At 34.5% G+C, this 26,149-nt stretch carries 31 protein-coding genes; 3 read left to right on the top strand and 28 right to left on the bottom strand.

Going from position 1 to position 26,149, the window contains the following annotated elements:
- Positions 1-149: 149 nt before the first annotated feature.
- From GWK08_RS08925 to GWK08_RS08875, 11 genes are all read right to left on the bottom strand, one after another.
- Entirely contained in the window at positions 150-815 is a 666-nt protein-coding gene (locus tag GWK08_RS08925) for a hypothetical protein (RefSeq protein WP_163606593.1), read from the bottom strand.
- A complete protein-coding gene (locus tag GWK08_RS08920; protein ID WP_163606592.1) occupies positions 815-1,225 on the bottom strand; it encodes a 3TM-type holin in 411 nt (136 codons plus the stop codon). Before GWK08_RS08920 ends, GWK08_RS08925 begins: the two co-directional genes overlap by 1 nt.
- Positions 1,226-1,476: 251 nt before the next feature.
- The gene (locus GWK08_RS08915) at positions 1,477-1,992 is read right to left on the bottom strand and encodes a lysozyme (RefSeq protein ID WP_163606591.1); all 516 of its coding nucleotides are present in this window, start codon (positions 1,990-1,992) and stop codon (positions 1,477-1,479) included.
- A 297-nt stretch (positions 1,993-2,289) separates the two neighbouring features.
- Entirely contained in the window at positions 2,290-2,796 is a 507-nt protein-coding gene (locus tag GWK08_RS08910) for a hypothetical protein (protein ID WP_163606590.1), read from the bottom strand.
- 349 nt (positions 2,797-3,145) lie between these two features.
- A complete protein-coding gene (locus GWK08_RS08905; RefSeq protein WP_163606589.1) occupies positions 3,146-3,442 on the bottom strand; it encodes a hypothetical protein in 297 nt (98 codons plus the stop codon).
- 23 nt (positions 3,443-3,465) lie between these two features.
- A complete protein-coding gene (locus GWK08_RS08900) occupies positions 3,466-4,239 on the bottom strand; it encodes a hypothetical protein (protein WP_163606588.1) in 774 nt (257 codons plus the stop codon).
- Between the two features lie 27 nt (positions 4,240-4,266).
- Positions 4,267-5,244 (bottom strand): hypothetical protein, encoded by a 978-nt coding sequence (locus GWK08_RS08895; protein WP_163606587.1) that lies wholly within the window; start codon positions 5,242-5,244, stop codon positions 4,267-4,269.
- A gap of 383 nt (positions 5,245-5,627) precedes the next feature.
- Entirely contained in the window at positions 5,628-7,577 is a 1,950-nt protein-coding gene (locus GWK08_RS08890) for a hypothetical protein (RefSeq protein WP_163606586.1), read from the bottom strand.
- A 198-nt stretch (positions 7,578-7,775) separates the two neighbouring features.
- Entirely contained in the window at positions 7,776-8,324 is a 549-nt protein-coding gene (locus GWK08_RS08885; RefSeq protein WP_163606585.1) for a hypothetical protein, read from the bottom strand.
- Between the two features lie 307 nt (positions 8,325-8,631).
- The gene (locus GWK08_RS08880) at positions 8,632-9,399 is read right to left on the bottom strand and encodes a hypothetical protein (protein ID WP_163606584.1); all 768 of its coding nucleotides are present in this window, start codon (positions 9,397-9,399) and stop codon (positions 8,632-8,634) included.
- A 23-nt stretch (positions 9,400-9,422) separates the two neighbouring features.
- Positions 9,423-9,929 (bottom strand): RusA family crossover junction endodeoxyribonuclease, encoded by a 507-nt coding sequence (locus GWK08_RS08875; protein ID WP_163606583.1) that lies wholly within the window; start codon positions 9,927-9,929, stop codon positions 9,423-9,425.
- A gap of 264 nt (positions 9,930-10,193) precedes the next feature.
- Here GWK08_RS08875 and GWK08_RS08870 point away from each other — a divergent pair, with 264 nt between their 5' ends.
- Positions 10,194-10,445 (top strand): hypothetical protein, encoded by a 252-nt coding sequence (locus tag GWK08_RS08870; protein WP_163606582.1) that lies wholly within the window; start codon positions 10,194-10,196, stop codon positions 10,443-10,445.
- A 42-nt stretch (positions 10,446-10,487) separates the two neighbouring features.
- On the opposite strand, the gene GWK08_RS08865 is transcribed toward GWK08_RS08870, so the two are convergent.
- The gene (locus tag GWK08_RS08865; protein WP_163606581.1) at positions 10,488-11,144 is read right to left on the bottom strand and encodes a hypothetical protein; all 657 of its coding nucleotides are present in this window, start codon (positions 11,142-11,144) and stop codon (positions 10,488-10,490) included.
- On the bottom strand, positions 11,141-11,560 hold the full coding sequence (locus GWK08_RS08860; protein WP_163606580.1) for a hypothetical protein: 420 nt from the start codon (positions 11,558-11,560) through the stop codon (positions 11,141-11,143). The genes GWK08_RS08865 and GWK08_RS08860 overlap by 4 nt, the downstream gene beginning before the upstream one ends.
- Positions 11,561-11,754: 194 nt before the next feature.
- On the opposite strand from GWK08_RS08860, the gene GWK08_RS08855 reads away from it, so the two are divergent.
- Positions 11,755-12,168 (top strand): hypothetical protein, encoded by a 414-nt coding sequence (locus GWK08_RS08855; protein ID WP_163606579.1) that lies wholly within the window; start codon positions 11,755-11,757, stop codon positions 12,166-12,168.
- Between the two features lie 484 nt (positions 12,169-12,652).
- Here GWK08_RS08855 and GWK08_RS08850 read toward each other — a convergent pair whose 3' ends face one another.
- From GWK08_RS08850 to GWK08_RS08785, 14 genes are all read right to left on the bottom strand, one after another.
- Positions 12,653-13,054 carry a hypothetical protein gene (locus tag GWK08_RS08850; protein WP_163606578.1) on the bottom strand — a complete coding sequence of 134 codons (402 nt, stop codon included), beginning with the start codon at positions 13,052-13,054 and terminating at the stop codon, positions 12,653-12,655.
- A 5-nt stretch (positions 13,055-13,059) separates the two neighbouring features.
- Positions 13,060-13,500, bottom strand: coding sequence for a M23 family metallopeptidase (locus tag GWK08_RS08845; RefSeq protein WP_163606577.1), 441 nt, complete (start codon positions 13,498-13,500; stop codon positions 13,060-13,062).
- A gap of 300 nt (positions 13,501-13,800) precedes the next feature.
- Positions 13,801-14,025: a hypothetical protein gene (locus GWK08_RS08840; RefSeq protein ID WP_163606576.1), complete on the bottom strand. Its 225-nt coding sequence runs from the start codon at positions 14,023-14,025 to the stop codon at positions 13,801-13,803.
- A 163-nt stretch (positions 14,026-14,188) separates the two neighbouring features.
- A complete protein-coding gene (locus tag GWK08_RS08835; RefSeq protein WP_163606575.1) occupies positions 14,189-14,938 on the bottom strand; it encodes a hypothetical protein in 750 nt (249 codons plus the stop codon).
- A 21-nt stretch (positions 14,939-14,959) separates the two neighbouring features.
- Positions 14,960-15,691, bottom strand: coding sequence for a hypothetical protein (locus GWK08_RS08830; RefSeq protein WP_163606574.1), 732 nt, complete (start codon positions 15,689-15,691; stop codon positions 14,960-14,962).
- Positions 15,692-15,733: 42 nt separating this feature from the next.
- Positions 15,734-16,741 (bottom strand): rolling circle replication-associated protein, encoded by a 1,008-nt coding sequence (locus GWK08_RS08825; protein WP_163606573.1) that lies wholly within the window; start codon positions 16,739-16,741, stop codon positions 15,734-15,736.
- 181 nt (positions 16,742-16,922) lie between these two features.
- Entirely contained in the window at positions 16,923-17,114 is a 192-nt protein-coding gene (locus GWK08_RS08820; protein ID WP_163606572.1) for a hypothetical protein, read from the bottom strand.
- Positions 17,095-17,340 carry a hypothetical protein gene (locus GWK08_RS08815; RefSeq protein WP_163606571.1) on the bottom strand — a complete coding sequence of 82 codons (246 nt, stop codon included), beginning with the start codon at positions 17,338-17,340 and terminating at the stop codon, positions 17,095-17,097. Before GWK08_RS08815 ends, GWK08_RS08820 begins: the two co-directional genes overlap by 20 nt.
- A gap of 1,330 nt (positions 17,341-18,670) precedes the next feature.
- Positions 18,671-19,972 (bottom strand): aspartate aminotransferase family protein, encoded by a 1,302-nt coding sequence (locus GWK08_RS08810; RefSeq protein ID WP_163606570.1) that lies wholly within the window; start codon positions 19,970-19,972, stop codon positions 18,671-18,673.
- Between the two features lie 39 nt (positions 19,973-20,011).
- Positions 20,012-20,764, bottom strand: coding sequence for an AraC family transcriptional regulator (locus tag GWK08_RS08805; RefSeq protein WP_163606569.1), 753 nt, complete (start codon positions 20,762-20,764; stop codon positions 20,012-20,014).
- Positions 20,765-21,011: 247 nt separating this feature from the next.
- Positions 21,012-21,824: a short-chain dehydrogenase gene (locus GWK08_RS08800; protein WP_163606568.1), complete on the bottom strand. Its 813-nt coding sequence runs from the start codon at positions 21,822-21,824 to the stop codon at positions 21,012-21,014.
- A gap of 157 nt (positions 21,825-21,981) precedes the next feature.
- On the bottom strand, positions 21,982-22,545 hold the full coding sequence (locus GWK08_RS08795) for a DinB family protein (RefSeq protein ID WP_163606567.1): 564 nt from the start codon (positions 22,543-22,545) through the stop codon (positions 21,982-21,984).
- A gap of 823 nt (positions 22,546-23,368) precedes the next feature.
- Positions 23,369-23,824 carry an HAD domain-containing protein gene (locus tag GWK08_RS08790; protein ID WP_163606566.1) on the bottom strand — a complete coding sequence of 152 codons (456 nt, stop codon included), beginning with the start codon at positions 23,822-23,824 and terminating at the stop codon, positions 23,369-23,371.
- Between the two features lie 12 nt (positions 23,825-23,836).
- On the bottom strand, positions 23,837-24,223 hold the full coding sequence (locus GWK08_RS08785; RefSeq protein ID WP_163606565.1) for a hypothetical protein: 387 nt from the start codon (positions 24,221-24,223) through the stop codon (positions 23,837-23,839).
- A 251-nt stretch (positions 24,224-24,474) separates the two neighbouring features.
- Between GWK08_RS08785 and GWK08_RS08780 the strand changes: the two genes are divergently transcribed.
- Positions 24,475-25,131 (top strand): DUF1919 domain-containing protein, encoded by a 657-nt coding sequence (locus GWK08_RS08780; protein ID WP_163606564.1) that lies wholly within the window; start codon positions 24,475-24,477, stop codon positions 25,129-25,131.
- A gap of 88 nt (positions 25,132-25,219) precedes the next feature.
- Here GWK08_RS08780 and GWK08_RS08775 read toward each other — a convergent pair whose 3' ends face one another.
- A complete protein-coding gene (locus GWK08_RS08775; RefSeq protein WP_163606563.1) occupies positions 25,220-26,059 on the bottom strand; it encodes a dienelactone hydrolase family protein in 840 nt (279 codons plus the stop codon).
- Between the last annotated feature and the right edge of the window lie 90 nt (positions 26,060-26,149).

The following is a 26,149-nucleotide window of genomic DNA, read 5'->3' as shown; positions in this document are numbered from 1 at the left end:
AGGCATTAAAACCAATAGTCAATTACTAGAAATATTAATAGAAAACTATTATGAAAATATAGGATTAAAAACTATGGTTATGATACAAAAAAAGGCGCTATCCCATCGAGGGTAGCGCCTTTTGCTATTAATCTAATCAACTAACCGAATTATAAGGTTAAAGCTCTCAAAAAGATTCCAACATAAGCCTGATCCAAATTAGCAGCTTCCGATGTGTTATTAACCCAATGGACAGGGAAAGCACCAGGGTTAAAATGTAAAACCCAAATTGCTTCATCATTAGAAAGCAACCTGTATTTGAAACCTGCTCTTAGGAATCCTGCATCCCAAGCACCCGTTGTTGCATCTGTAGCAATAACATTAGTTTCTATGGGTGCAACGGTATTTACATCATCCTCAGGATTGAATCTTTCTACCTTAATTTCATATGATGTTCCAGTAATAGGATTATCCGTATCATCGGTAAAAAATCCATTAACCGCATGAAACACCAACGCGGGTATAATTGGAACCCTTGACGTTATTTCAAAGCCTACAAATTGAGCGGTTTCATCCGGTATGTTTTGCGGAAGTGTAGCAAAAAGTACCGTATCTCTTGGCTCCACAGTCAAAGGTTGATAATCCCTTTTTATATCGTCAAAAATCAACACAGTTGTTTGCTTATTGAAATAACCAAAATACAGCGTTGCTGCATCTGGAACAATAGAATTAAAAGAATTAGTGTCTTTTATAACAGGTTTAAGTTCGTCAATCTGAGCCTTCGGATAGCGTTCCTTTAACGCTTCCATCAAGTTATGAGAAGTACCTACTATCATTATTTTTTACGTTTAAATTCAACATTATTTAAAACATCTTTTGCAATCTTTTCGGCTGATCTACCAACAACATAACCACCTATTCCAAGCCGCAAAAGCTCCCAAAAGTCGGGCTCTAAAGTCGCATTCGGAAGGCCGAAAGCAACTGCAATAAATTTCGCATAAATCACTATAAAACCGAAAGCCAACATAAGTATAGGTCGCCAAGATTTTTGCAACCAATTACCCCTAGCCTCTTCTTTTATGATTTCTGCCTGATGATCTAAAAGCCTATTTGATTGAAACAAAATAACTTCCAGTATTTTATTCTTAGCCAGTTGGCGTTCTTCATCATTAGTGAAGATATCATCTATTACACCGCCAATAGCCTTAAAAAGATCACCAGTTAACCAACTGAATACTTTTTTCATTTATTCTTTGATTTTCGTTTGTTATACGATACATACATAAGCCGAATATTGTAAACAACAATTGACACATAGGATATAATTTCAACTACGTTATCAGTTGGAAGCCACGCAATCGGCAACAGTATCAAATTATGAAGATTACACCTTAAAAAAGTCATACAAATACAAATTAAAAAAGGCCTCTAACTATCACTTTAGAGACCTTTCAATTAATGAACTATTAAGAATTAATGATTCCTAACCTTTAAAGATCATGTAGGCAATGATTGCCCACAACAAGAGCAGACCGCCTTTTTTTTTTGAGGGTCTTCATATGTTTGAATAAACATATCTTTAGTATACCAATAAGACTCGAATTCACGCCTCTTAGTAAGACCCGGCAGAACTACCTTCTCTCCTTTCACCGTTGCTTTATTCCACCTTAAAAATTCCTTGGCTGCTGCTTCATGATCTTCTTCATTCACTCTTTTCAAAAGAGTAGAATTTTTTAAAGCACCTGAACCAACATTAAAAGAGAAACTTACCAATGCATCAAACATGCTTTGAGTAATTGGAACCTTTACATAACTGCTTACATAGCCCTCAAACTCTGCTACATCTTCTTTTAAAAGCTGTTCAGCCTGTTCCTTGGTAACTAAATGCGCCCAAGTAACATTTTTTGTATGACCGTAACCAATAGTTAAGACCCCAGGAGGGTCTAAATACGGTTCGGCTCTAAAACCTTCATGCTCTTTGATCTTATCGATCATAGCTTGTGATGTCTTCATACCGTAATATTTTTATATTTCATTATCATACTTAAAAAATCGGGTTTACCTTCCTTAACCTTTGGCTTTGGTGCAAAAAGTGCAAAGATTGCATACACCGTAATAAAAGGGATGGCAACAATGATGATCGGTGCAAGCACCAAGGCCAAAAGGAATAAGAAAATTATTAACTTTACCGACATAACTTAAAATTTTGGATTATGTATTACTTAGCAATGGGAATGCCTCAAATCATAATAATTGCGACCATATCAATAGTTATGATTGTTGGATTAGTCACAATTATTAACTTCTTTACTAAGAAGGGAAAAAGGAAGCACTAAACTCAATATCTACCTCACTTAAGACATTGGCCACTTTTTTACGCAAAGCACGATCACTGAACGGCCAAACACCATGTTCATTTAATTCAGCATCTAACCATTGAGTAAGATTATAATGATACACGGGATCAGTCTCCTTTAATATTGGAACACCATCCGGACTACCAAAACCATTATAAGGTTTAACGCCAAACTGATTATAAATTAATATATAATCATGACCATTTATATGGTCAAAAATATCCTCAATAGCACTTTCTTTTGTGCCGTTATGACGCATAGATTCAAATAAATCATTCGCATATTTTTTAGCTGTAGAATTAGTTATTGTAGTTTTACTATAATCTACAGGCCTAGTTTGAGGTAAGTCCGGCCTTTTTTTTCTGAAAAATTGCCACCAAACAAAAAAGGCTATCCAAATAAACCAGGGTATACCAGCGAGACCCTTGCCAATTCCTTTTGCAGCTCTCGCATATCTCATAATCGTTTAATTAAAATTCCTACTATAGTCTTTTTATTCATAGAATCAGTAAGACCTTCAATTTTATTATCCTTCGCAAGCTTTAAAAGCTTCGATTTTGTCAAAGAAAAAAGACGCTTGTACTGCGCCTTTTTCACAACTCCTAAGAAACGAACATCTGTCATTTTAATACCTCCTTCCTCTTCTTTTTCCTCTTCGACGTCTATAAGACGATCCGCTTCTTATAACAACCACTTTAGGCGTGGTTTTTCGCCTTCTTCTCCTTCTCCGTCTTGGTTTAGGAGCTAATCCAATGGCTTGAGCCAATGGATCATTTTTCAACATATTTCCTAACATGATTTACTTTGTTTTAATGTTCGTCGTCTCCTCCGAACTGTTTACTAATAAGGCTTTCTAAGTACTCATGATTAGTATATTTCATCGCATTATATTTGAGAATCATATAAATAATCGGTGAGGCTAAATAAAACCACTTGTTTTTAAAGATTTTAGCATACTGCGCCTTTACTTTTTCCTTACTTTCAGGAGAAGCTGTTGTATGCCAATCTTTAAGCTCTTCAAATGTGCGTTCCATATCAAACTCAGAATCAAACGCCCATGAGAAAAGTTCGGCATAAAGCCGTTGAATCATTAATATTAAATTCATTTGATTTAATTTTAAAAGTTATACTACTTCTTTAAAAGACCAAGAAGCAAAAGAATAAGCCACCAAGGAAAAGACTTCTTTTTTGGCTGATCAGGATTAGGGCCATAAACATCAGGCGTATCCGATATTGTTGGTGTATTAAACTGCTGCATTCCCTTAGTTGGAATAGAATCACTAGCAGAAAGTGTCTTAACATAAGAGAGTTGCGGTACATTTATCGAACCTCTATATTTACCAACATTATCATGAATCTGCGTTGATGTTATACGGGTCTCTACTCTAGTACTCTGAAGCTTTTGCTTAAAAGCACTTACATACTGGTTCATCAAAGAGGTGTTAAGCTCTACAAACTTATCAATGCCTCTTTTGGTGCAGTCCTTAGGCTTTCCTGAAGCTTGATAAGTAACCTGCTCTATATAACTATTCGCATACGCTATAAGCATACGGTTAGCCTGATCAATAGATCGCTTATCTATAATACTAACTGCATTAAATTGGCTGTCAAAAGTCGCCTTTAACTTATTATGCTCTTTTACAGCTTTATCAGGGTTCCATGAAGCACCGATACAATCGAAACTGCCACCGGGCAAAAGTCCGCCTACAAAACTACCGACGGTGCCTACAAGGTCTAAACCGCCGGTTACGTTTTGAAGAAAGCCACCGGAACCACTTGTACCACCATTAAGTGGTGGTAACGTTAAACTAGTGTCAATAATAGGGGCAGGAATAAGAGTGTCAGAATATGACAAATCCAATCCTGCACCCGTCAAACTATTGACGGTGGTTACTGGGTACATAAATTATAGAATTTTAAAAAGGTTTTTCTACCTGTTTTTCTGTTGGAAACTGGCTTCAACCTCAGGGTTAGACAATGCTTTTCGCTGGTTTGCCATATTGTGCTTTTCTTGCTTCTCAGCAAGTTTCCTCAATATGGATGCTGTAACTACAGAATAACAAACTATCAGCTTTCTGTCCGGTAAAGCATTATCATGATTCAAATTGATAGTTACATCATGTAAAGGAACATTTGACTGTAACAGACAAAGAGCATCACGATAGTAATTCGGATCAGGCTCTACTGAACCATAGAAGCTATTTACAAAATCCGGAGTTTCCAGTCTTGTATTATGCTTATCCGAATCAATAGCCACTTCATCGATATCAAACGGTAGAGAATGGATTGTTTCATCCGTAGAAGGAATATAGACAATCTTGGTTACGTTTTGGCCGAGATCGATAGTATGATCTTTTCTGGTATTCTCCAGATCGATAACAACAATCTCAGGTGAAAATCGCTGCAAGCCGATACCCTCGATAGAATCTACCTCTACATAGGCATTGGTGTTATCCAATGTGCTATTAGGCTTTGTCACATTAGCCAAGGCATCAAATTCAAATTCAACTTTTATACGTTTACCTCTTCCGAGATTGTAAACGGTTCCAAAATCAAATTTGAAAGCGTAAGAAATCTGCTGAGCGTTGTTTTCGTTCTCACGATAACCATAAGCAGTAAGACGCTCTAAGCGCAGCCTATCACTTGCGAAGTGATAATCAAGAAATTCCTTAAACGTTCCATTAAAAATCACATGGGCTTTGTTATCACCCTGATATACAGCGATATTAAGACGATTTTTTTCAAAAACGCTATAATCCAAAGCTGCGTGACCATCTCCGTTTTCCGCCTTATCAAAAACGGCATTAAGTGCCGTATCCGTAGTAACATACTTAAAGTTTATACCGGATACATTCTCGTTGTCAAAAGTTACTGTTTTCTTTTGACCAAATAAAATAGTCTCTTTCATTATCCATTAGTATTTGATGGGTTAGACTCAAACCAAGAAGCAATACTTGGTATATTTTTTCTTATCCAGTCCTTTATCTTGTCCTGATACTTGACTGAAATGAACCCGACAACAAGAATTGTCAGGATGGGAAGTTTTTTTAAAAAACTCATCTGATAAAATTTTTAAAAATTAAACATGAAAATTGCCCGTCCGAGCAATAAGGATAGGTAAATAATATAAGATGTGTTTTAAGCCGAAATGTAAAATCAATTGATTTAAAATGAATTTTAACATTTTTGATAACAAAAACTTCTGCCTGGTTAAAGATCCCTGAGAAAGAATGTTAACAAAAGCCAGTTGGAGATCCTTTCTCCAGGATAAAAAATGATAACAAAAAGAGTTTAACGCTTAAAAACATCCTTAGAAAGCACAGAAGTATCAGGAGAAAACAACAATTTACCGTAGTCCTTAATAGTATAAAAGTTGTCGTAATAAGTGGAAAAATCAGTTTTAATTATGTAGTGATTAAACTTTGATTTTACAGTCTGCTTATAAATATCGAACATTTTCAAATCCTTTAAAAGCTGGTAATAAGCACTCTTTGAAAATCCCATTTCATGTCGTATCGTCTCCAACGATTTACCCTTGTTCATATTATCTAAAACAAGCTTGAAACGATGCTTATTTAACTTAGAAAGGCCATACTTTCTTTTATTAGTATGAGTGAGTTTTTTATGAGCATTTTCGCCCCACTGTCTATTATAATTAAGTATTTTATTATCGACGTGACTATTATAACTATCAATAGCATCTAATACAGTTTCAACCTTTTTAAAGTCCTTTACTTGAAAATACTCAATTTCCTCCTTAAACATTTTAACGAGCGTTTCCATTAATTGATTTGTAACAGTTGCGTCGTCATACTCCTTAATCTTATAATGTCTATTTAAAGTAAAGCCTTTATAATCATGGAAAACGCTCTCATGTCTTAGCAACTCATCATCTGACTTAAAATAAAAACGGTGCTTCTTATGTAATGACTTATCAATAGCAACGTGAATTTCAAACTGTTTTTTATCTAATCTGTATGCATGTTTAATCTGTTCGGCCTTCAATTTATTGCCTCTTGACAACTCTCTATTATATCGATGAACATTTCTATAAATAGTTTTATGCCTATTCCAATGATTACAAGTCTTTCTGAAAACGCTACGCTTATAAATAGTAGATATATAACGCTTTGTGAAATTCATTTCATAGCGCAAAACCTTATCCGCCTGATCTATCAGAAAGGTTAATTTAAAGGGCAAATAACCATCAACCTCTTTCGTAAATTTCTTATTTTCTTTAAGCTTTAAATAACTCTCGTAATACTTAACCAATTTATCATATACATTTCCGTTTTGCCTTGCAAAATCCTTTTCAAAATGTGCTTTAAAGCAAGTTGAAAGCTTGGGTAAAAGATCCTGCTTATTCTCTTCCAAAAACTTTAGGTTCTCGCCTAAAAGGCGTTTAAAATCGCTTTTATTATCTCTTCCCTTCGGCCTTAAAAACTCTTCACCTTTGTGATATATCTTAAAATAAAAACCGTTGTCACTATGACGATAATTAAACGATGTCTTATAATCTGAATGAACCTTTGAATTTTTACGAACGCGAGAATTATAAAACTTCTTCTGAGCCTCTAATTTATCTAACGCCATAGCCTGAGAGGGAAAAAATTGATTATAACAAAAATCAATACGAAGTAACTCCACATCAGCGATATTAAAATTCTGAATACTCGGCATACTCAAATAATATGTGAGATCGTCGAAAAACCTATAAATAAATTGAACAATACGAGGAAGTAAATTTTGTGTTTGACGGTTCCACATCCGCCAACCGAAAGGATTTCGCATAAACTCTTGACTATGCACATTAGGCACAAATTGACCTATATTGTGACCGTACAAATACTTCGGTACGGATAAACTAAATATAAGCGCGTCCTTACTGATTGACTCAGACCAACGAACACGATAATCGGCACTTGTAATATTTAATTTTCCTCTCGTATTTAAATAATACGAATTTAATGTATCGTCCTTTTGAATAATCCGCATTTCCCTAGAAACATATGCATGCGTGTTTCTGGTTTCCGATTCAAACATATCAGCTGTAGGAGACTGCTTAACACCTTCTTTCCTCACCTTAAAATCACGCTCAATATACTTACCTTCCATTTCCATAAGACGAAGATATAAGAGGCGGTTAAAATCGCTATAATATGAATAGCCATCTGTCCCAGGCTGTAAATCTATTTTTTTAGTTGATACATTATTGAGTTGAAACTCTAATGTATCTAACATACGCTTTGGAATAAATGACGATACTTACAGTACAATAAAAATGAATTTAAAACGGGGTTGCCCATACCATCATAATCAATATGGTGTTTTGTAAAACGCTGGTAAAGGTTTTCCATAAGATCAATACAATCCGTGTCTAATGAACGGAGTGACAAAATATGGTCAATCTGAGACCTTACTAAGTCCTTAGCTAGCCCCCTATTCATTTACCTTAGAATTTACAAGAGTTATAACTTTAGTTCTTTTCTTGTGGTCGGCCGTTAGGTCAAGTCTATGTCTTTCCAATTCAAAGACCTGTTCTAAACTCTCATGATGCTTTATAAGAGCGGTAACCTTTTGTTTTAAGTTAGCAATCTTATATTTAAAAGAAAATTCCTTTAACGCCTGTAAACAGGTCATTTGTGAATCAAAACAAGAAGTAATATTCCGAAAGACAAAAGCATTCTGATTTCCTCTACTAAATGTTTTAAAAATGTAATCAAAACGATCTTTGAAATTGTTTAGTTCGTACTGAACAATTCTTTGAGTAGAAGAATCAAATTGCATATAATAATCCCAATAGATAGACTCTATTTGAGACTGATTTTGAGCAAGTAAATAAACATTATCTTTAATTACCGCTTTGTAGGTAGACAAATACCTTTCTAGTTTCTTTTTGTTTTTGCTTATTAAGCGATCTCCGAAACCGAGATACAATTCATACTTTCTTTGTTTAGAAAAAGAAAGCTCAAACTTAATGTTTTTCATTCGGTAGTTACGATTTAGGAAAAATCATAACGAAAAATACTACTATTTTGTTAGGAAATATAAGTTAATTATATTATAAATGTTTGTGGTTTTAATTACACCTAACACCACATATTATGCTGAATTAATTCAAAAAATAACTTTTTTCTAATAAAAAAAGGAAATTTTAGGACTTTTTGCCCAAAAATCAGATAAATAACTGATTTATAATTATGTAGGAATTCACATACTATAAATTATAATACACAATTCTAAATCAAAGATACACAAATACTCGAAATGACCAAATTTACTTACATAACAAAAACTACCGTTGCCTTTCTCTATATATCCTTCTAGATATTTTTTTACCGAATTCAGTCAAGCTAAAATAAAATGAGTTATTAGGTTGCTCAAAAATATCGTTAATAATAAAATAATTAACTTTTTTATCATCCACATTATACTTAACTATGTCAACTTTAGAAACCGATATTTCTGATAAAATGTCAAAAGTCCTAAGCAAAGAACTATCTCTTAATATAGTTTGAACGATTAAGTCCTCATCTTGATCCATAAAACTCATTTTTGTAATAAGTCCCTTAGTACTATCCTTATCATCTCCGTCATCATCATTTGTTCCAGAATCAACTAATAATTCTAATTGTTTTATTCTAAGATCCTTATTATCAATAAGTTTTTGATATCCTTCTTCCATTGATCTCATAGACTCCCTTAATTCCATTGACTGCTCAACTGTCAATTGCTGCAACTTCTGTATTTCACTTCTTTTATCAACTTTCCATTTATTAAATTTTAAGGCAGCCCAATAAGCCCCATTAGCTAAAAAAGGAATTAAGGTAACCAAAGCAATAGTAGACAAAAAAGGATATAATAGAATGTCACACCAGTTTAAAAAATTATCTGATATATATGTTATCTTGTCTCCGTGAATTTTATCCTCACTTACAAAAATAGTTAGGTATATTATTTTCCAATTCCATACAGACCAAGAAAATATATAGGCCCCATAAAAAGGACTAACCAGCCGTTCATTGATCACTTTATTGATCGAATTTTTAATATCGCTTATCACAGACAAAAAATTAAAACTTCCTATTAGACTTCAGAAAAAAGAGAAATATCTCCTATAAACCCTTTATTTTTAGGTGAGAGCTCGGTAATACCAATTAAGATACTATTCATCCCCTTATCATTAACATGTTTATAACAGATTAAACCCGTTACCTGGGAATCATCTTCAAATAAAAGTCCCTTAAGGCTATCCAAAACACATTTTGCCAAATTATCTACATCAACTTCGTAAAACCTTCTTTTATTACAACTAATCGATAACACTACTTCTATCTCTTTTGGTTTTTCAAAAAAAAAGCTTTCGTACTTATTAGTTATAATATCTTCCATTACTTTATTAAAACTCTCCACAGCATCAGAGACCGGTTTTTTTACATAAATATTATCCAAAACTGTATCATTTTCTTCATCATATACAACACCTTCTAACGGCTTGAATTTATCTTGCTTAGTCGGAACCTTACTTCCGTAAAAACCAAATAACAAATTAAGTTTAGGATTTTGCTTATAAGTTTTATCTGTTTGAGTCATCAAAAGAATTTTAAAATAAATGTAATGCAAAATACTTAAATCATAAAATAACCACAAGGTTTAAATGAAATTGACTACGAAGATGTAGCCAATACCTTGTGTTATATTTTAAGATGATTCAAGAAAAAAAACAGCAAAAATTTATTTCAAATCACGTGCTACATTCGAGGCATACTTTGGTGTTTCCCAAAGTAGCCAAAAGAAAGTCGGGCGCCGACAGCGAAAAAAAAAAAAACGCACTATCTTTAATGAAAATAATAGAATATGACTAAAAAAGAAGCACTTAGGAAGATAGATCAAAAATTTGATGAAATATTAGAGGAAACGGACAAGCTCTCAATTAAAAAAACAGGAACATACTTCGACGAACATAGCAGTAATATGAATAAAGCACATAAAGCAACTGAAAGAATTATGGAGGTATTAGAAACGTATGGTAAAAATCTAAGCTCTGAAGAACTAAAATCGAAAGGTGGCGAATTAGCTAATAAAGCATTTCATAGATATGTAAAATAAAAAAGAGTCTCCGTTTGAGACTCTTTAGAACTCAATAATCAACTAAAACAGATTAACCTTAAACTTTATACCATCGTAATGTTCATTTAGAACATTTGCTTCCTGTACCCCATTAACCCAATGTTCCGGGAAGGCTCCTGCATTAAGAATTGCGCCGTACCATAAAGCGCCCTGATCCGGAGGGAGAATCTGATACTTAAAGTTTCCAGGAATCTCTCCGAAATCAAAACTTCCATCATTTCCGGTATTTAATGTAGTAACATGGATGGGGTCATCATTATTGACATCCGCAGCAGTGTCAAACTGCTTAAGAACCAAAACAATTGACTGTGCAATAGGCTGGTCATTGCTTTCAAGAGTCACAGTACCGTTAAGTCTATATTCAACCGGAAGTTGTGTTTCATTATCAGTACTAGAGTCCGCTACAAATTCCAAACGGACACCATTAAAAACCAACCCGTCCGCATGGGAATCAATATGAGAAAATAAATGATTAATTCCCTTTGATGCGTTAAATGATTTCTCATTATGGTTCAGAACCGAATCGAAATTGAAAGAACCATAATACAAAACTCTATTCTGCTTATCAAGAAGATTAGTGAAATCTGTAATAATCACAGGTTTAAACCCGGAAAGATCACCGCCAAACTCAGAAGAAATTGCTTCTTCTATATCACATAAACAACTAACTATATTCATAATAATTTGTTTTTATTTTCAATTTTAGAGCCAAAGAAAAAAGAAAGAATACGAGCACCAGAAACGATATACAGGAAGTCAACTCCCCTATCTATAAATCTTTGATTAGATTCCGGGAACTCAATAAAGAAAGGTAAAAAGGTAACCAGAACAGCAGACCCCAAAAGAACAATTGTTAAATAGTAAACAAACCTTTTGGAAAATCTATCCGCCTGTTTAAGAGCTTCAATCTGCATTTTTCGCGCATCCTGCAAGTCTTTGACTTCCATTTCGTATTGTTTCATAGCAATGGAAGCCATTTCCTTTTGGAACTCTCTTAATTTAGCTTCCCTCCCTTTGAAAATTTGAGCCACCTCCTTCCCTATCTCGGAAGAACCAAATAAACCTGTAACAGCTTTTAATATTTTGTCAAACATTATTTCTTGTTTTTTAGTTTTTTAATTTGATAGACATTAACAGCAATAGCAGTCACTAAAACAACCAACTGCAATAAATCCTTACATTCAGAAAGGGAAACCCATAGAGCAAGAAAATTCATAAAATTAGACTTGAGTATTAACATTAATTTCGTCATTTTTGTTTTTATTAATTCCTTTAAAAACCATTGAGAATGAAAAAAATAAGTGTGTTATTATTAGTAATAATGTGTTTATTTAGCTGCGCTGAAAAAACCGAAGCTGAAAAAAAAGCAGAAAAAATTGCTTTTGAAATCGAGACCAGTCAAAAATACCCAAGTACCTTTTTGGAAGTAGAAGGCACTTACAGAAAACGCATCTTACATGATGGCTATGAAATAAATATGGATATAAAAAACACAAGCGAATACACGGATTATAAGGACATAGAAATACAGGTATCCTATATATCAAAAACCAACACAACAATAAAAACAGAACTTACAACCATATATGAGGTACTAAAGAAAAACAGCACCATTAAATCGACAATAAAACCTAAGTTCGAGCATCCGGATGTAAAAACCTTAAATATTAGAGCAACAGGAGCAACTCCTATCTTCAACTAAATGGATCAAATCCATCCGAAAACATAGAAGTTAGCTTACGCTGTTCCTTCTGATTCAATTCGCTTTCCAACCATTGCCGTAAAGAAGCAGGACTACCATACTTTATAATAAAGTCATCTGGTCTATGCTCTCCTGACCATCTAACATATCTAGGTTCCCCAAACATTTCAGAAATAAGAAAAAAATCATTCTTATTTAACCCTTTAAATACCTGATAGATAGAATCCTCATCCGTAAAAAACGGCCTCCTCATTGCATCGAAAAGTATACTCGCTTTATGTAATGCAACCTGAGAAGATATAGTAGTCCTTGATAAATCAGGAGGGACTGGAATCGGAGGCGACCCAATAGAAGTAACCAGACCTAGTAATCTCCTAGCAAAAAGCGTAAAAAAAATGAGCAAAAAAAGCATTGTACTTCCCCACTTTTTCACAACACTATTTTTATTAAAGGATTTGAATAACACGTGAACAACCAATTAAAATTACAATAAACGCCTATCATCAAAAACCGAAACAATACCCTCTCGGAAACCAACTAAACCCTGATCTTCGACAGTTGCACCGCCACCACCACAATTTGTACAAGTAGAGGATTTCTTAACGGGAGTTAAACTAACCCCACTTAAATCAATAACCGGAGTTCTCTCAATACCTATTCCCTTGGGAATTTCTACCGGAATCTTAACTTCTTCCGTTTTCACAGGAATAATCCTCGGAACTTCTGAGGGAGCAATCCCCACAATACCATCGACAACACCATCAACGATATTTGGTTTAAGTTTTTCACTTTTCTTCCGGTAATAGAAACAACCAAGAAGAAACACTATAAGGCCACCAACTATATAACATAGCCACCATAACATTTTATTAGATTTCTTTTTCATCAGAATCAAACTTTTATTGAATTAAAATACTCTGTAGGATCCACTAACTTTCCATCAATGTAAAGCTCAAAATGAACATGAACCGTAATATCCCCCCCATGTCGCCTTCTAACATCATCCGAGATCGCAAAAGGCTCTCCTTTCTTAAAAGAGTCCCCCACATCATGCAAAGGATTTAAGTAAAAGACCTTTGCAGAATATTTGGAATACTCCCCCATTCCCCGAACTTCAAACAGCCGGAAAGAAGGATCATCAGAATACGGATAACCATAACGAACGATCTTACAGTCAAAAGGAGCTTTAATCACCTGTAAAGGAGAAGTAATAAAGTCAATGCCTCTATGCGTATGATCCCCGCGTGATGCACCAAAATGACCACACCCTTTCGGATCACAATTACGAATCAAACCCGTATCATTGAGAGGATAAAACTTCTTAGTATCCATAAACAACAGTATCATTAATAAAATTAGAACAAACACTTAAACACGACTCTTTTTTGGAGAAAGGGAACGATACAATAAATAGAACGCCACCAACAATAGAAGAATAAACCTCCAAAAAGCAAAATCCTCCCTAATCTTCTGTATTAACCTGCTTATCATTTTCCCAAATTTCTTTTATATCCAAATCGATTTGTTTTAAAGCTTTAGAAACACATGCTACCGTTTTACTGATTTTCTCAATGGTATCAGCAAACGATAGCAGGAATCTAATTTTCTTTATGATCTCCATAATTCAAGAGGCTAGATTTTCACCTTTCTGGTATTACCACCCCCTCCGTTGTTACGGTTAACTTTTGTGAGAGAAACATAGCCCTCAATACCCTCTTTGTTAGATTTACTAACTTCCACCTTCCAAAGCCCGGTATGAGTTTCCAAATACCCTTTTGGGTAACCACTTCCCTTTTTGTCTTTCAGCGAAACAATAATCTTATCATTACCGAATCTGTCTTTTGTCATGTAAGCCATAACTTTACTTTTTTAAATTAAAAATTGAACTACTTTTTTCCTGTAAAAACCGATTTTGCATACGGCCAAACTAACTTGATTACAACAGTAACCACAATCAGAACCTGAACAGTTGTTTTCCACCCGAAAACATTAACAGGCTTTGCTAAATATTCTTTTATTTTCATAATAGACTTTTACGTTTACGTTTAAACACTTTTTTATACAGCCAATAAAGGCCAGTACCCGCAACAGCGAAAACCAATATCCCGGAAGAAGAAAGACGGTTTAAAGCTCCGGAACGAACCGGGTTTAAAGAATCCGGGATGATCTTATCAATGACAGATTCCCGTTGTCCTCTATAGATAAATTGAGGAACACTAACCTCGCCCCTATATTTCCCGACACTATCAACCAAATCAATATTAGTTTCCGAGTAATCAATACGGAGATCAGAGAACACACTTTTTGCAGCAGAAACATACTCCCGGAGGCTGGTATTCATAAGAGAGACATAAAGATCAATTCCCCTCTTTGTACAATCCTTTGGAGCACCCGATCTTTGGTAAGTAACCTGTTCCAAATAGACCATTGCAAAATCCTTTAGAAAGGAATTAACTTTTGAAACAAGATCGGAACCCTGACCATCGATCAAAGAGAAGCGAGAATTGTACTGCAACAAATAGTTTTCATGTTCAGATTGCGCACGACTCTCACTCCATGAAGCACCAATACAATCAAATCTCCCATCAGGAATTAATCCTTTGAAAAGACCCCCTATAGAGGGAAGTAAACCAGTAACAAGCCCCCCGAAACTACCGCCTTTCGTTGTGGGGGTAACAGAACCACCGGCAGAAGCCCCCACAACATTCGATTGTGGGGTACTGCCGCCACCTACAGCAGAAATCAAACCTAAAGCACTCAAAAAAGGCATAGAAATACGATTTAAAGATTATTACCTATAGTTCACCATGAAGTACTCAAAGTCTGAGGCATCAGCATGATGAACCGTTATGTTATCCAATTGATCAATTGGAAAAGATTTATGAAGAAGACCAATCGTCTGAATTTCCTGAAACCCATTAGTCATAATTGTTATGGCCTGAGTATCACTAAATAGCTGCATCTGCTCCTGAGAATATTCAACTTTTCGTTGAATTGGCGTACCATCCTGAGCGAAACCATCCGTTACCACATGAGTTAACTTATCCGGGAAACCATTCGGAAAGAATAAAAGATCAACCCCTCTTACATCTTCCTGTTTTTCAGAAAGTGTACTTCTTACTTCCGCCCTAGTAACAGTCAAAGGAGTACCCAACTTGCTATTATCAAGATTGTAGAAAGTAGTAGTACGATTGTTCAGGGATTTTAAACTAATCCTGTACTTTCGCTTTTCACTAAATGGAAGAACACCATTTAAAGCAAATAATAAGTACATAGATTCAAATGCAGTATCATCTGCATTAACCGCCACAATTGCGTGGTTCGGGTCAATGGCTTGCATCAAAGCGACCAATTGTTCAGCACTTTGTTCTCTTATGATATTTCTATCACTGGAACCGTCACTAACAAGGTCAACCTTAATCAAAGCACCTTTAGCAATATTGGTGATGATAACACCCTGAGCAGGGTCTTCCAGATCGAAGAAACCACTACCAACGCCAGTAAACTTTTTTAACTCAGACATAACTTTGTTCTATTAATTAAATTTCAACAGAACAATATTACGTCAGTCCATATACAGAGCATTCGCAATGTGCGAAAATCGCATTTCAGTTTGCAAACCTATAGTGTTTACAGAGATTTCGGGAACAACTTTTTTAACAGAGGTTCTAATTTCTTCCGCTTTTTCCTTTGCAAGTTCCAAATATTTATCAACTGTAGATTTATAGTAAAGCCGGACGGCCTGCCAACAGGAATAAGCTTCATTCCTTAATTTTTGAAACACCTTTCCTATCCATACTTTAATATAATCACTGGGAATATCGAGTTGTTTAAAGGTGTCATAATCAAGCAGCTTACACATATCATAAAAGGCATCTCCATTGTATACCGTCGGATAATCAATCTTCTTAAGTTCATTAGAAGCACCCCAAATGGCTCCTATAATTGGCCTTTTATCTTCCTCTATTTTAGTTAGGTACTTAGTAATATAGGAAGAAACATCCCTTTTATTCTTAAGGCTTTTAATCTCTGTAGAAGGTGGGTTCTCCCCTTCCTTTATATAACCCATTTTTAATTGCTGATTGTTCCAGTGAAGTCTTATGTATTCATGGTGTATGAATTTATCAAATAGTACATGAAAGTGGATATTCCCGTTCTTTTGGGCTTCCGCTCTCCACATATAAAAGCGGACACTTTTAGATTTTCTCATAAGCTCTATGAATCTAACCAGGTGCTTTCTGATAAATGTATCATTGTGCTTCTGAGGATTGGATAAGGTAAGAGTGCAGAATGATAAATACGATTGTTCAGAGACTTTCTTTTTATGATTAAAATTAATACTCACGTAATTAACCATGTTTTCTACACACTTTCTCACGGTTTTGGCCTGTTTAGTGCTTAGAGTTCCGAGTTTCTTTAAAGTTACTCCCTGATCTTCCAAGACCTTTGAATACTGATAATGATTATATCTAATCTCATCTACGTATTGTTCAATGGATTGACCTTGTTTTGGCTGAGATTTTGCGAGTTCGTTTAAAGTTTCCTTGTATTGTTCATCTTGAAATTGCTTCAAAGTTGACTTTGTACCAGTAGAATTACCCATTTTATCATGGATGAAGTACTGTACTACCATGTTATTCCTTACCTGATAGACAGGGTAAGCGGAGGTATTCATATATAAATGAAGGGAATTAGATTAAAGTGATAAGTTGCTTTTCGATTTTACCGATATATGTGACAAGCGAATAGAAAAGCTACGCTTTTCCGTTGTAGATCTTCAGTAAGTGCTTTGCTGAGCAGAAATACTCCTCATCAGCTAAATACTGTAAGCAATCCCATATCGACCCCATAAAGACACCATCTACAGTTGTATTGTAAATTTCATCTACCCGGGACATCACATGAATTCGTCTTTTCTCTCTTAGCTCATTGCTTTTCCTGCTCATTCTTGTATTCTTTTAAAAATTGAACAATCTCTTTTAGTGAACACTTAGAAAGGTTGAGAAGACGAACATTCTCTTTCGCTTTAATCTGCTTATAGGATTGTGGAACAGCCCACACCTCTTTATACTTTTCATCCTGCAGGAACAAATCCAGCGAAACTGTACCTTCATCGAAAGCCTTTATGACTTCATCTAGTAGCTGTAATTTTAATTGTCTGTTGTTTTGCATGGGGATAGAATTTGAGGTGAGATAACAAAGAGGTTAAAAGTGTACAGCTGCTGTTTCATATCCGAAAGGATAGATTCAGAGTAAAGGTTTTTTTGTTGATCAGAATCAACAACCGATTGAAGGAATGAAATATCATCCCTTAAGTTTTGAATAAGGGACATAATTAAATTGCTTTTAGGTTAGAAATAGGCTCCGAAGGAAGTATGCGCACCGGAACCGATGACATTGTGAAGTTGTAAATAGTATCAACAGAAGTCTTAATAAAGGAATTAAAGTTATCGGACAAGTGTTGAAACTTGGTGTAAAGGAATAAATACCGCCTATTCACACGTAAAAAAGAAAGAATTTTTGAATAGACGTTGCGTAGAACGTTAAACAGGAAATTGAAATGGTTTGCAACGGTAGCATTAACCCGGAAAGATCGTAATATAAATGCAACCTTCTTTTGGCACATAACAACATCCGAACTTAATTTCTCAAAAACTACAAGATCAATGGAAAAGATTAAAGAGTTTAAAGCTGAGAAAGCTTCCGAGAGATACGAAACATAGTTCTTAAGAATTTGATTAAGTGCTTTTTCGTAATAGTGTAGAAATTTTAAAGCAGATTTTTTGTTTTGGAACAAATACTTCTTTTCTGCAATTTCAACGAGAATTGAATACCTAACCTTCTCGTTGTTTAAGTTCTCCGTATAATCATTGAGGAGAATTTCAAATTTGTTTTTTGTAGGCATATTCTTTAATAATTAAGTTAATAAAAATTAAAGAATTGTGTAAGAAAATATTGTATTTTGATAGTTAAACTTAACTTAAAAGGAAGAAATCTGTTGTAGGCACACCCCTACCCTTTTCCTTGTTATCCTCAGTAAAATAAGGATTTTTAACTTCTCAATTTATAAATTATAGTACAAACATGTTTATAGCGTAAAACGGCACTCCCTGGCAATTTGCGTATAGCTCTGCTATTTGATATAAAATCAGTTCTAGTGCTTTAGCGCTATAACGGTAATGATTTTATGTCAAAGCAAATTGCACTTCCTTATAACTCGCATATTTGAAAATTTCAAGCACATATATCGGTACAGCCGTTTTACTGTAATGTCCGTTCATATTCGTAAGCTATAATTCTATTATGTAAAATATCCCATCAGCTTTTTCCTTTTAAAGGAATTATAAACGGGGTCATTAAGCCAATTAAGCGGTGTGCTGCGCACGACGAAATAATTTATTTGTATCTATAATTTGTCATTATGTAAAATAGCCGCTACCAAACTTATTTTATATAATATTTAAAACATCGATAGCTATCGATTGAAAATAATATGACACTATTAACTCATTGAATCTTTTATTGCTTTATCAAGTATACTTATTCCTAGATCGATCTCTTTTTTCGTAATAGTTAACGGAGGTGCAATTCTAAAAACACTTCCGTAGCCTTTCATTCTAACTATGTTCATATTCAACCCTAATTCTAAACATCTATTGCATATACGTTGACCCAAATGATCATCTGGTATTTTAAATTCTCTATCTTTAACAATTTCCACACCTAATAAAAGTCCTTTTCCTCTTACATCTCCTATACACTCATGTTGTTCCTGTAATTCTATTAATTGCTGTTTTAAATAAGCACCATTTTTAATAGCTCTATCAGCCAATTCTTCTTCAAATAGTATCTCAAAAGCAGCCAAACCAAATGAAGCACAAAATGGATCTGATACATGAGATGTTACATAGACAAATCCTCTTTTATAACATTCTTCTTCTATTTCTTTACTTGTAACCATTGCTGATAAAGGCAAGCCTCCTCCTAGTGTTTTTGAAAGAGTCAAAAAATCGGGAGTAACGTTATAATTCTCAAAGGCAAAAGTTTTACCGAGACGCCCTAATGCTGTTTGTGCTTCATCAAATATTAATAATAATCCTCTTTCATCACAAAGCTCTTTTAGTCTTTTAACATAATTTGGTTTTAATTCAATCATACCAGCAGCACTCAATAAAGGTTCAGCAATTAATGCAGCATATTCACCTACGGACTGTTGGTCTATCATTTGCATTCCAACTTCTAAGCATGTATTATCACAACTATTTTTACAATGTGCAATTGGACAGCGATACTCATATGGTGCTGGAATCATTAAACTACCAGACATTGCTGGTCCATACCCTTTTCTTGTTTTAGAATATGTATAGGATTGCGCTCCAGCAGTCATACCATGCCATGAACCAGAAAATCCAACGATTTCAAATCCTCCTGTAACTAATTTTGCCATTCTAATAGCTACTTCATTAGATTCTGATCCTGTATTAAGAAATATACATTTAGACAGACTATCTGGTAATTCGCTAGACAGCTTTTTTGAAAGATTTATAACAGGAGAAGATAAAATGGAACTTAATAAATGAATGGCTTTATCTCCAGATTTTTCTAAAATCTCGATAAATTTGGGATGATTATGTCCAAATACAGAACACATTTGTCCTGAAGTAAAGTCTAATACGGTATTTCCTTTTTTGTCGTATATATAACTACCAAAAGCTTTTTCTGCAATAAACGGAACAAACTCTCCACAATAACGGATCAACGATTCTTGGGCTTCCTTTAATTCATTAACATTTAATTCTTGCATAACTTTAACTTTGCATGCAAGTTCAGTTAATATTAGATCCTAAAATTGTAAAATTCTATCATTTTTGACTAAATCCGCATATCGCTTGGGAATCATACCAACATTAATCTTGAAATATTTATTGAAATGGCTTTGATCAAAAAAACCGGTATCATATGCTATATCAGTAAAACTATTCCTGTCCCTAATATAAATATATTCTTTGGCTTTCTCGATTCGTAGGTTTTGTAGATAGCGACTGGGTGAAATCCCAATAGTCTTTTTAAAGAGACGCTGAAAATGACTCTCACTTAGGTGTACTAAATCTGATAATTCTTCAACTGGTAATGTCCTATTATAGTTTTTTTCTAAATGCATTATTGATTTTTTTATAAGAACTTCCGATTTAGTTAAGCTAGAACCCTGACCTGTCAAAAAATGCTTAAACACATCAGGTATTTCTGTTCCTTCTGCCATATTAGCTCTAATTAAATCGAACCAATAATTAAAATGATTTTTATATAAAGTACTATTTTCTATTATAGTCAAACCTAATTGATTATTATTTAAATTATTAAAAGAAAATGGTACGGGAACTCTAATCACATTATAATGAAAAAAATGTTTTATAAGTGTTTGATGTGCTACATAAGGAGGAATTATAACTAAAGTATCTGGTTTTAAAACAAACTCAGAATTATTGCATACTAAATTTGCACTTCCACTTATAATATATGAAAATGTATATCTATCTGGATGCAAGTGCATTGGAAAATAATGCATCCTATCATAATATATAGTTGCACATTCCATAGAAAAATATTGAGATAAAGTTAAAAAATACTATTTAAAACCATTCCACACACATTACACTTCCCTACTCCGTAGGCTCAGAAAAAGAGTGTTCCATTACATTCTAAGAGAAGCTATTTTGGAAGAAAAATTGAAGAGATATCTTAGAAGTTGATTGCTTTACCGAAGCTAAGTATACACCTGCCTGCCGGCAGGCAGGTAACGCAGGCCATTATAGTACAAAAAAATATTAAAAAAAGGAATTTTATTATTCCTCTTGTTTTTCTTTTAATTGCCTTTTAATTCCTTTAATCTCAAGTGAAGCTCGTTTAACTTTCTCATTTTGTTCCCATTCTTTAAGTTTTTCATCCAAAATAATTTCAATACCTAATTTTAAAGGCTTAAAGTAACTAAGACAAGTTGACTCATCCAGTTCATGTATTCCCGAGCTTAAAATAGAATACATCTCTCTATTAGAAAACAGAAAATTTGGAAGGTAGTTTTTCAACAGTTTTATACGATCGTCCATTCGAGCACGATTATAGATTTCTTCATCTATGGTGTCGTCGTTCACTTTGACAGCACTATCGTAAGCCAAATTGATTAAATCCTCAAAAATTCTTCTTAAATACACAAATGAGCCGATGCCAACTCCATTAGCAGCTAAACCAATAGCTCTATTAAACTCTCTCAGTTTTTCCTTACTTATTACTTTTCTATATTTACTTAATTCACCTATATGCAAATCCGCAATAGATGGATATTGCCCGCATTTCATAAGATAAGAATTCTCGACATTCCACTCTATTAAATAGTAAAAAACAGTGCCATATCTTTTACAAGCTACAGTAAAAAGCGAAAAACCTCCTTTGCCTCGGAAATTATTATCCTTATTCTTCAAACTATGTCCAATTCGGAATGTAGTATCAGCCTTTTCCTCTGGATTATAACCTTCTATATCTATCTGTCCCCAAATACTAAACATTTCTTGAAAATCCTTTCCTGATCGATCACTAGAATCTATTTCTACACGCTTATACAAGGGCGTATTAAACAAAAAATCCGCGAGATTAAATTTCATACATAGTATAAATTTAACGCAAGGTAACTAAATCATAAAAGCTTTACAAAAGAAAACTAAACACACCACATCATTTAAAATACACTTACAATTGTTGTAGATTTTCTCGTTACAAAATTTCAATGAACAATTAATTTAATTTTTCGAACTTGTGGTTTTATCTGGGCAATCGGTTCTTTATGGTTGCAATTTGCCCCATATGATTGGCCGAATGTTGCATCACGTGATACCAGATGTAATGGTAGTTGAGTCCCTCTTCCATACTCGAAGCGAACCAATCATCATCTTTGGTTTTGAGTTCTTTCAGGGTTTTTGTACGGACTTCATCCCATAAATCCAAATAATACTTAATTGGCTTACCTTTGAGTATGTTTTTTACTTCTTCGTTAAGTTCGCCTGCAATACCAAATCTCTTTTGCTCCTCTTCTGTCCATTCCCGACCCTTCAATGTCGCAGTCTGATAATACGATTCCGTGGACACCAAATGCATAATCAGTGCTCCTATGCTATTGGCATCAGCATCATACAAGAAATCAGTTTGTGATTGGTCCAGGTCTTTAACTTGTTGGGTAATTTTATCTTTTAAATCTTCCAACATGTAGACCATTATGCCAATATTGGGCGAATAGCCCTCAACTGATTTCAGCTCCCCCTGGGCGTTCAACAGTATTATTGGTAGTAATAACAGAAAAAATGTGATTTTTGTTTTCAGGGATTTCATAATGTCGTTTTAAAATCAATATCTAAATTAAATATACTGTTTATATCATTATTTGTTCTTAAAAAATAATTAATAGTATGAGAATATAGGTAACTATAAAAAGCATCTCTACTATTTTAGAGTTTTATACCATTCCATATACATTTTGCCTCCACTCCTCTGCCCTTTCAGCAAAAAGAGTGCCTGCCAGCCGCAGGCAGGTTTCATTAAAATGATATCACTAACTGGTTGTATGGAAATAAAAAAAGCGAGCCAAAGCCCGCTAGTATCAAGAGTATTTATGTCTTTCTTATACGCAGATATGACACCCATCAGGCATCACCTGACATACATCAGATCCCGCACATGCGAAAGGAGATCCGGGAAGAGCACCAGGCAGGCATTCAAAGCATTCACTGCCGTCGCCTCCATTAATTTGTTTCTGTTCGTTTTTGCTTAAGATTTTTCCAATTTTTTTTAAAATTTCCATTATAAAAAGTTTTAAAATTATTTAAAACCGTGAACATTTAATGGCATTCACGATATCTGCCAATTCCTCGCATTGTTAAATGGAAATTTACATATAATTTCGCAAAAAATAGTGCGTAAAAACTATATAAATATTATGGTTTTATCTTACTTTTTATTGATTTTATCTACACCGCAGTAGTATCATATAGATTAAGATAAATGCAATTAACAAATATGCCAATTACATTTATCTTTTATACCTTGTTATAACTCGCATATTTGAAAATTTACGGGCCATATAGCAGTACAGACGTTTTACGGCCTAACTTTTTATAGGAGTTCGTGAATGCAGAGAACTATTTTTCAATAGTTATTATTTTGAAGATTTTAATATTCTAATTGCTGAATCAGCCAACTCTTCATTTAAACCCACTGTTGCGCTCGGTTGAACTAATTTTGATTTAATTTCATTAGGTAAACTATTCAAGCTTTTATCATCATCAATTATAACAAACCTTTTTTCATCATTATCGCGCCACCATAACATAACCTCCTCTTTTCTGTTCAAATCATCAACATTCGTTTTTAATCTTTTTATTTGAGCATTTTTAAATCCTCTTACTGAAAAAATGGTGTTCCATTTTTGAATTGAATATTTAGATTTGTGAGAAGTAGTCAATAGAATTTCTGCACCTGTTTCAGAAATAATTTTCTGAAGGCTATCAGTAGCTCTTCTACTAAACTTTGGAAACCCATCACTTTCAAATTCCGGGCGTTTCCAATTGCTGGCAGGAACCATTACACCATCTATATCTAACAATATCAGCATTTTACAAAGATATTAAATGTTTACTAAATCGTTCAAAACGCTTACATCCACATTATTCAATTCAGCATCTCTGTTGTTATGTTCAAGAATCATTTCCTGGCTTTCATAATCTTCTTCGTTGATAATTACCTCATTCCAGCTGTAATTAACAACTGTAGATGATATCGGCCAGTCATTAATCCCGATCTCAATATTAGACAGAATAGAGCAAATATATCTATGATGCCCATCTACAATTCTGGAATTATTTACTCTTATATTCTCAAACTTTATTCCAAATTTCATTTTCCTGTATATTCTTTGTAAAATGGGCAGACAAACTTCTCTTTGAATTGCAATCAATTCCAGCGAACCGGAATCCAGTAAACTTCTAATATCTTCTAAAGTTATTTCTTGCATAAAGTAAAGTTACTCTTTTTTTTAATCAAAGAACTGTGGTTAAATACCCATAAAAACAGTTCAAAGCACTAGTGATTTCGATCTATGGCGGGTCATTTTTTTAATCAAAAAAAGCTATCTAACTTTAAGAAAGAGTAGCCGTTTTTTAAGCTCCCCTCCATCTCCCCGATCCCATATATTTTACCCTTAAAAAATTTCATCCTTCCCGGATAATTTTATCTGTTCCTTTGCGTTTATGGGCAGATGGAAAAATGAATATGAGGAAAACTGCGGTTTATATTAAAAGGAAGGCCAGACAAGTCTTTAAGCCTTACCTGAATAACAAGGACATTATTGCATTAGAGGGAAAAGAATTTATTATCGTATCCGATAATTGCTGGGGAGGAAAAGTATATCAATGGTTTAAACGACCTTATAATTCGCCATTTGTCGGGTTATTTATTCACGGTCCGTGCTATATTAAACTACTCTCCAATTTTGAATTCTATATAAGGCAGGAATTAAAATTTTCTGATACCACCGGTTACAAAGGTGTTGAAGTGAATTATCCTATAGGAATACTGCACGATATAGAAATTCACTTTAAACATTATTCTTCCGAAGAGGAAGCTCTGATGAAATGGAACAGAAGAGTAAAAAGAATGCTGGAAAATGATAATCCGGACGATTATTTTTTTAAGATCTGTGATGAAAGACGTGCAACTCCGGAAATTTTTCAGGAGTTTCACTCCCTTCCGTTTAAGAACAAAGTATCTTTTAGCGTACAATGTCACGACTCTTTAAGACACAAAAATCATATAGTCATTAAAGAATCTTCTAAAAACCTGGGGCAACATGTACCCAATGGGGTTAAACTCTTTAAACTGACCTTTTTGTATTTTGATGTTCCAAAATGGTTAAAATCGTAATCGTACACTTATAACATTTACACCCGATATTTCGGGATGTCTGTCTCAGACCTGAAAAAGCGTGTTTACCTATGGTAGGCCGATCGCACTATTTAAAAACTTCGTCAAAAAGTTTTTGCATACTGGCCCACGACTGCTTATCTGCCTCTGCATCATACGCCAGTGGCAAGCCGAATTTTTCGCCGTTGGCATCAGCTGCTTTACTGGTAAATGAGTGCTTGGCTCCGGGATAAGCGATGTATTCATAGGACAAACCGGTGGCATTCATAGCTTCCTTAAAGGCGGTAACCGATTCTTCCGATACAAACGGATCGTCTGCACCATTACACACCAATACCCTGGCTTTTAGATCGCTCCCGGGCATAACCGGTAATTGCACCCCACTGTGGAAAGCAGCTACCGCATCCAGATCAGCTCCTAAATTGGCCATTGTTAAAGCCACACTTCCGCCAAAACAATAACCTATCGCTGCAATTTTGTCCGGATCTACAGATTCATGTTGTTTTAAGATCTCCAAAGCAGCATTGAAACGAGCCCTGGCTTCCGGCAAATTACTCATAACACTCTGGGCAAATTTCCCTGCATCATCCGGGTGCCCGGCTTGTTTCCCATCACCATACATATCAATGGCAATAGCGGTATAACCGAGTTCGGCTAACTGATCTGCTCTTTCCCTTACATAGTCGTTGTGCCCCCACCATTCGTGAATTACTATAATACCGGGACGCTTGTCCTCTAAGTTCTCATCATAGGCAATATACCCTTTCATGGAAGTAGTATCTGCAGCATAGGTAACTTCCGTTCCCTTTACTTTAACTACTGCCTCAACTTCTTTTTCGTCCTTACTGACCTCTTCTTTTTTATCTCGCTTACAACTTACGCTGGATACAACCAGTATAAGAAGTATTAGTTGGACATAATATTTCATGATTTTGAGTTTTATTGTTATAAAGTTAACGAAAAAATTGCTCATCCTTTTCGGGAAGTATAATGTAGTGTCATCCCTAACAGACGCCTT

This window comes from Leptobacterium flavescens (assembly GCF_010671605.1).
GTDB classification, from domain to species: Bacteria; Bacteroidota; Bacteroidia; order Flavobacteriales; family Flavobacteriaceae; genus Leptobacterium; species Leptobacterium flavescens.
The sequence above is the reverse complement of the archived record's forward strand: the minus strand, read 5'-3'. Positions and strand labels throughout refer to the sequence as shown.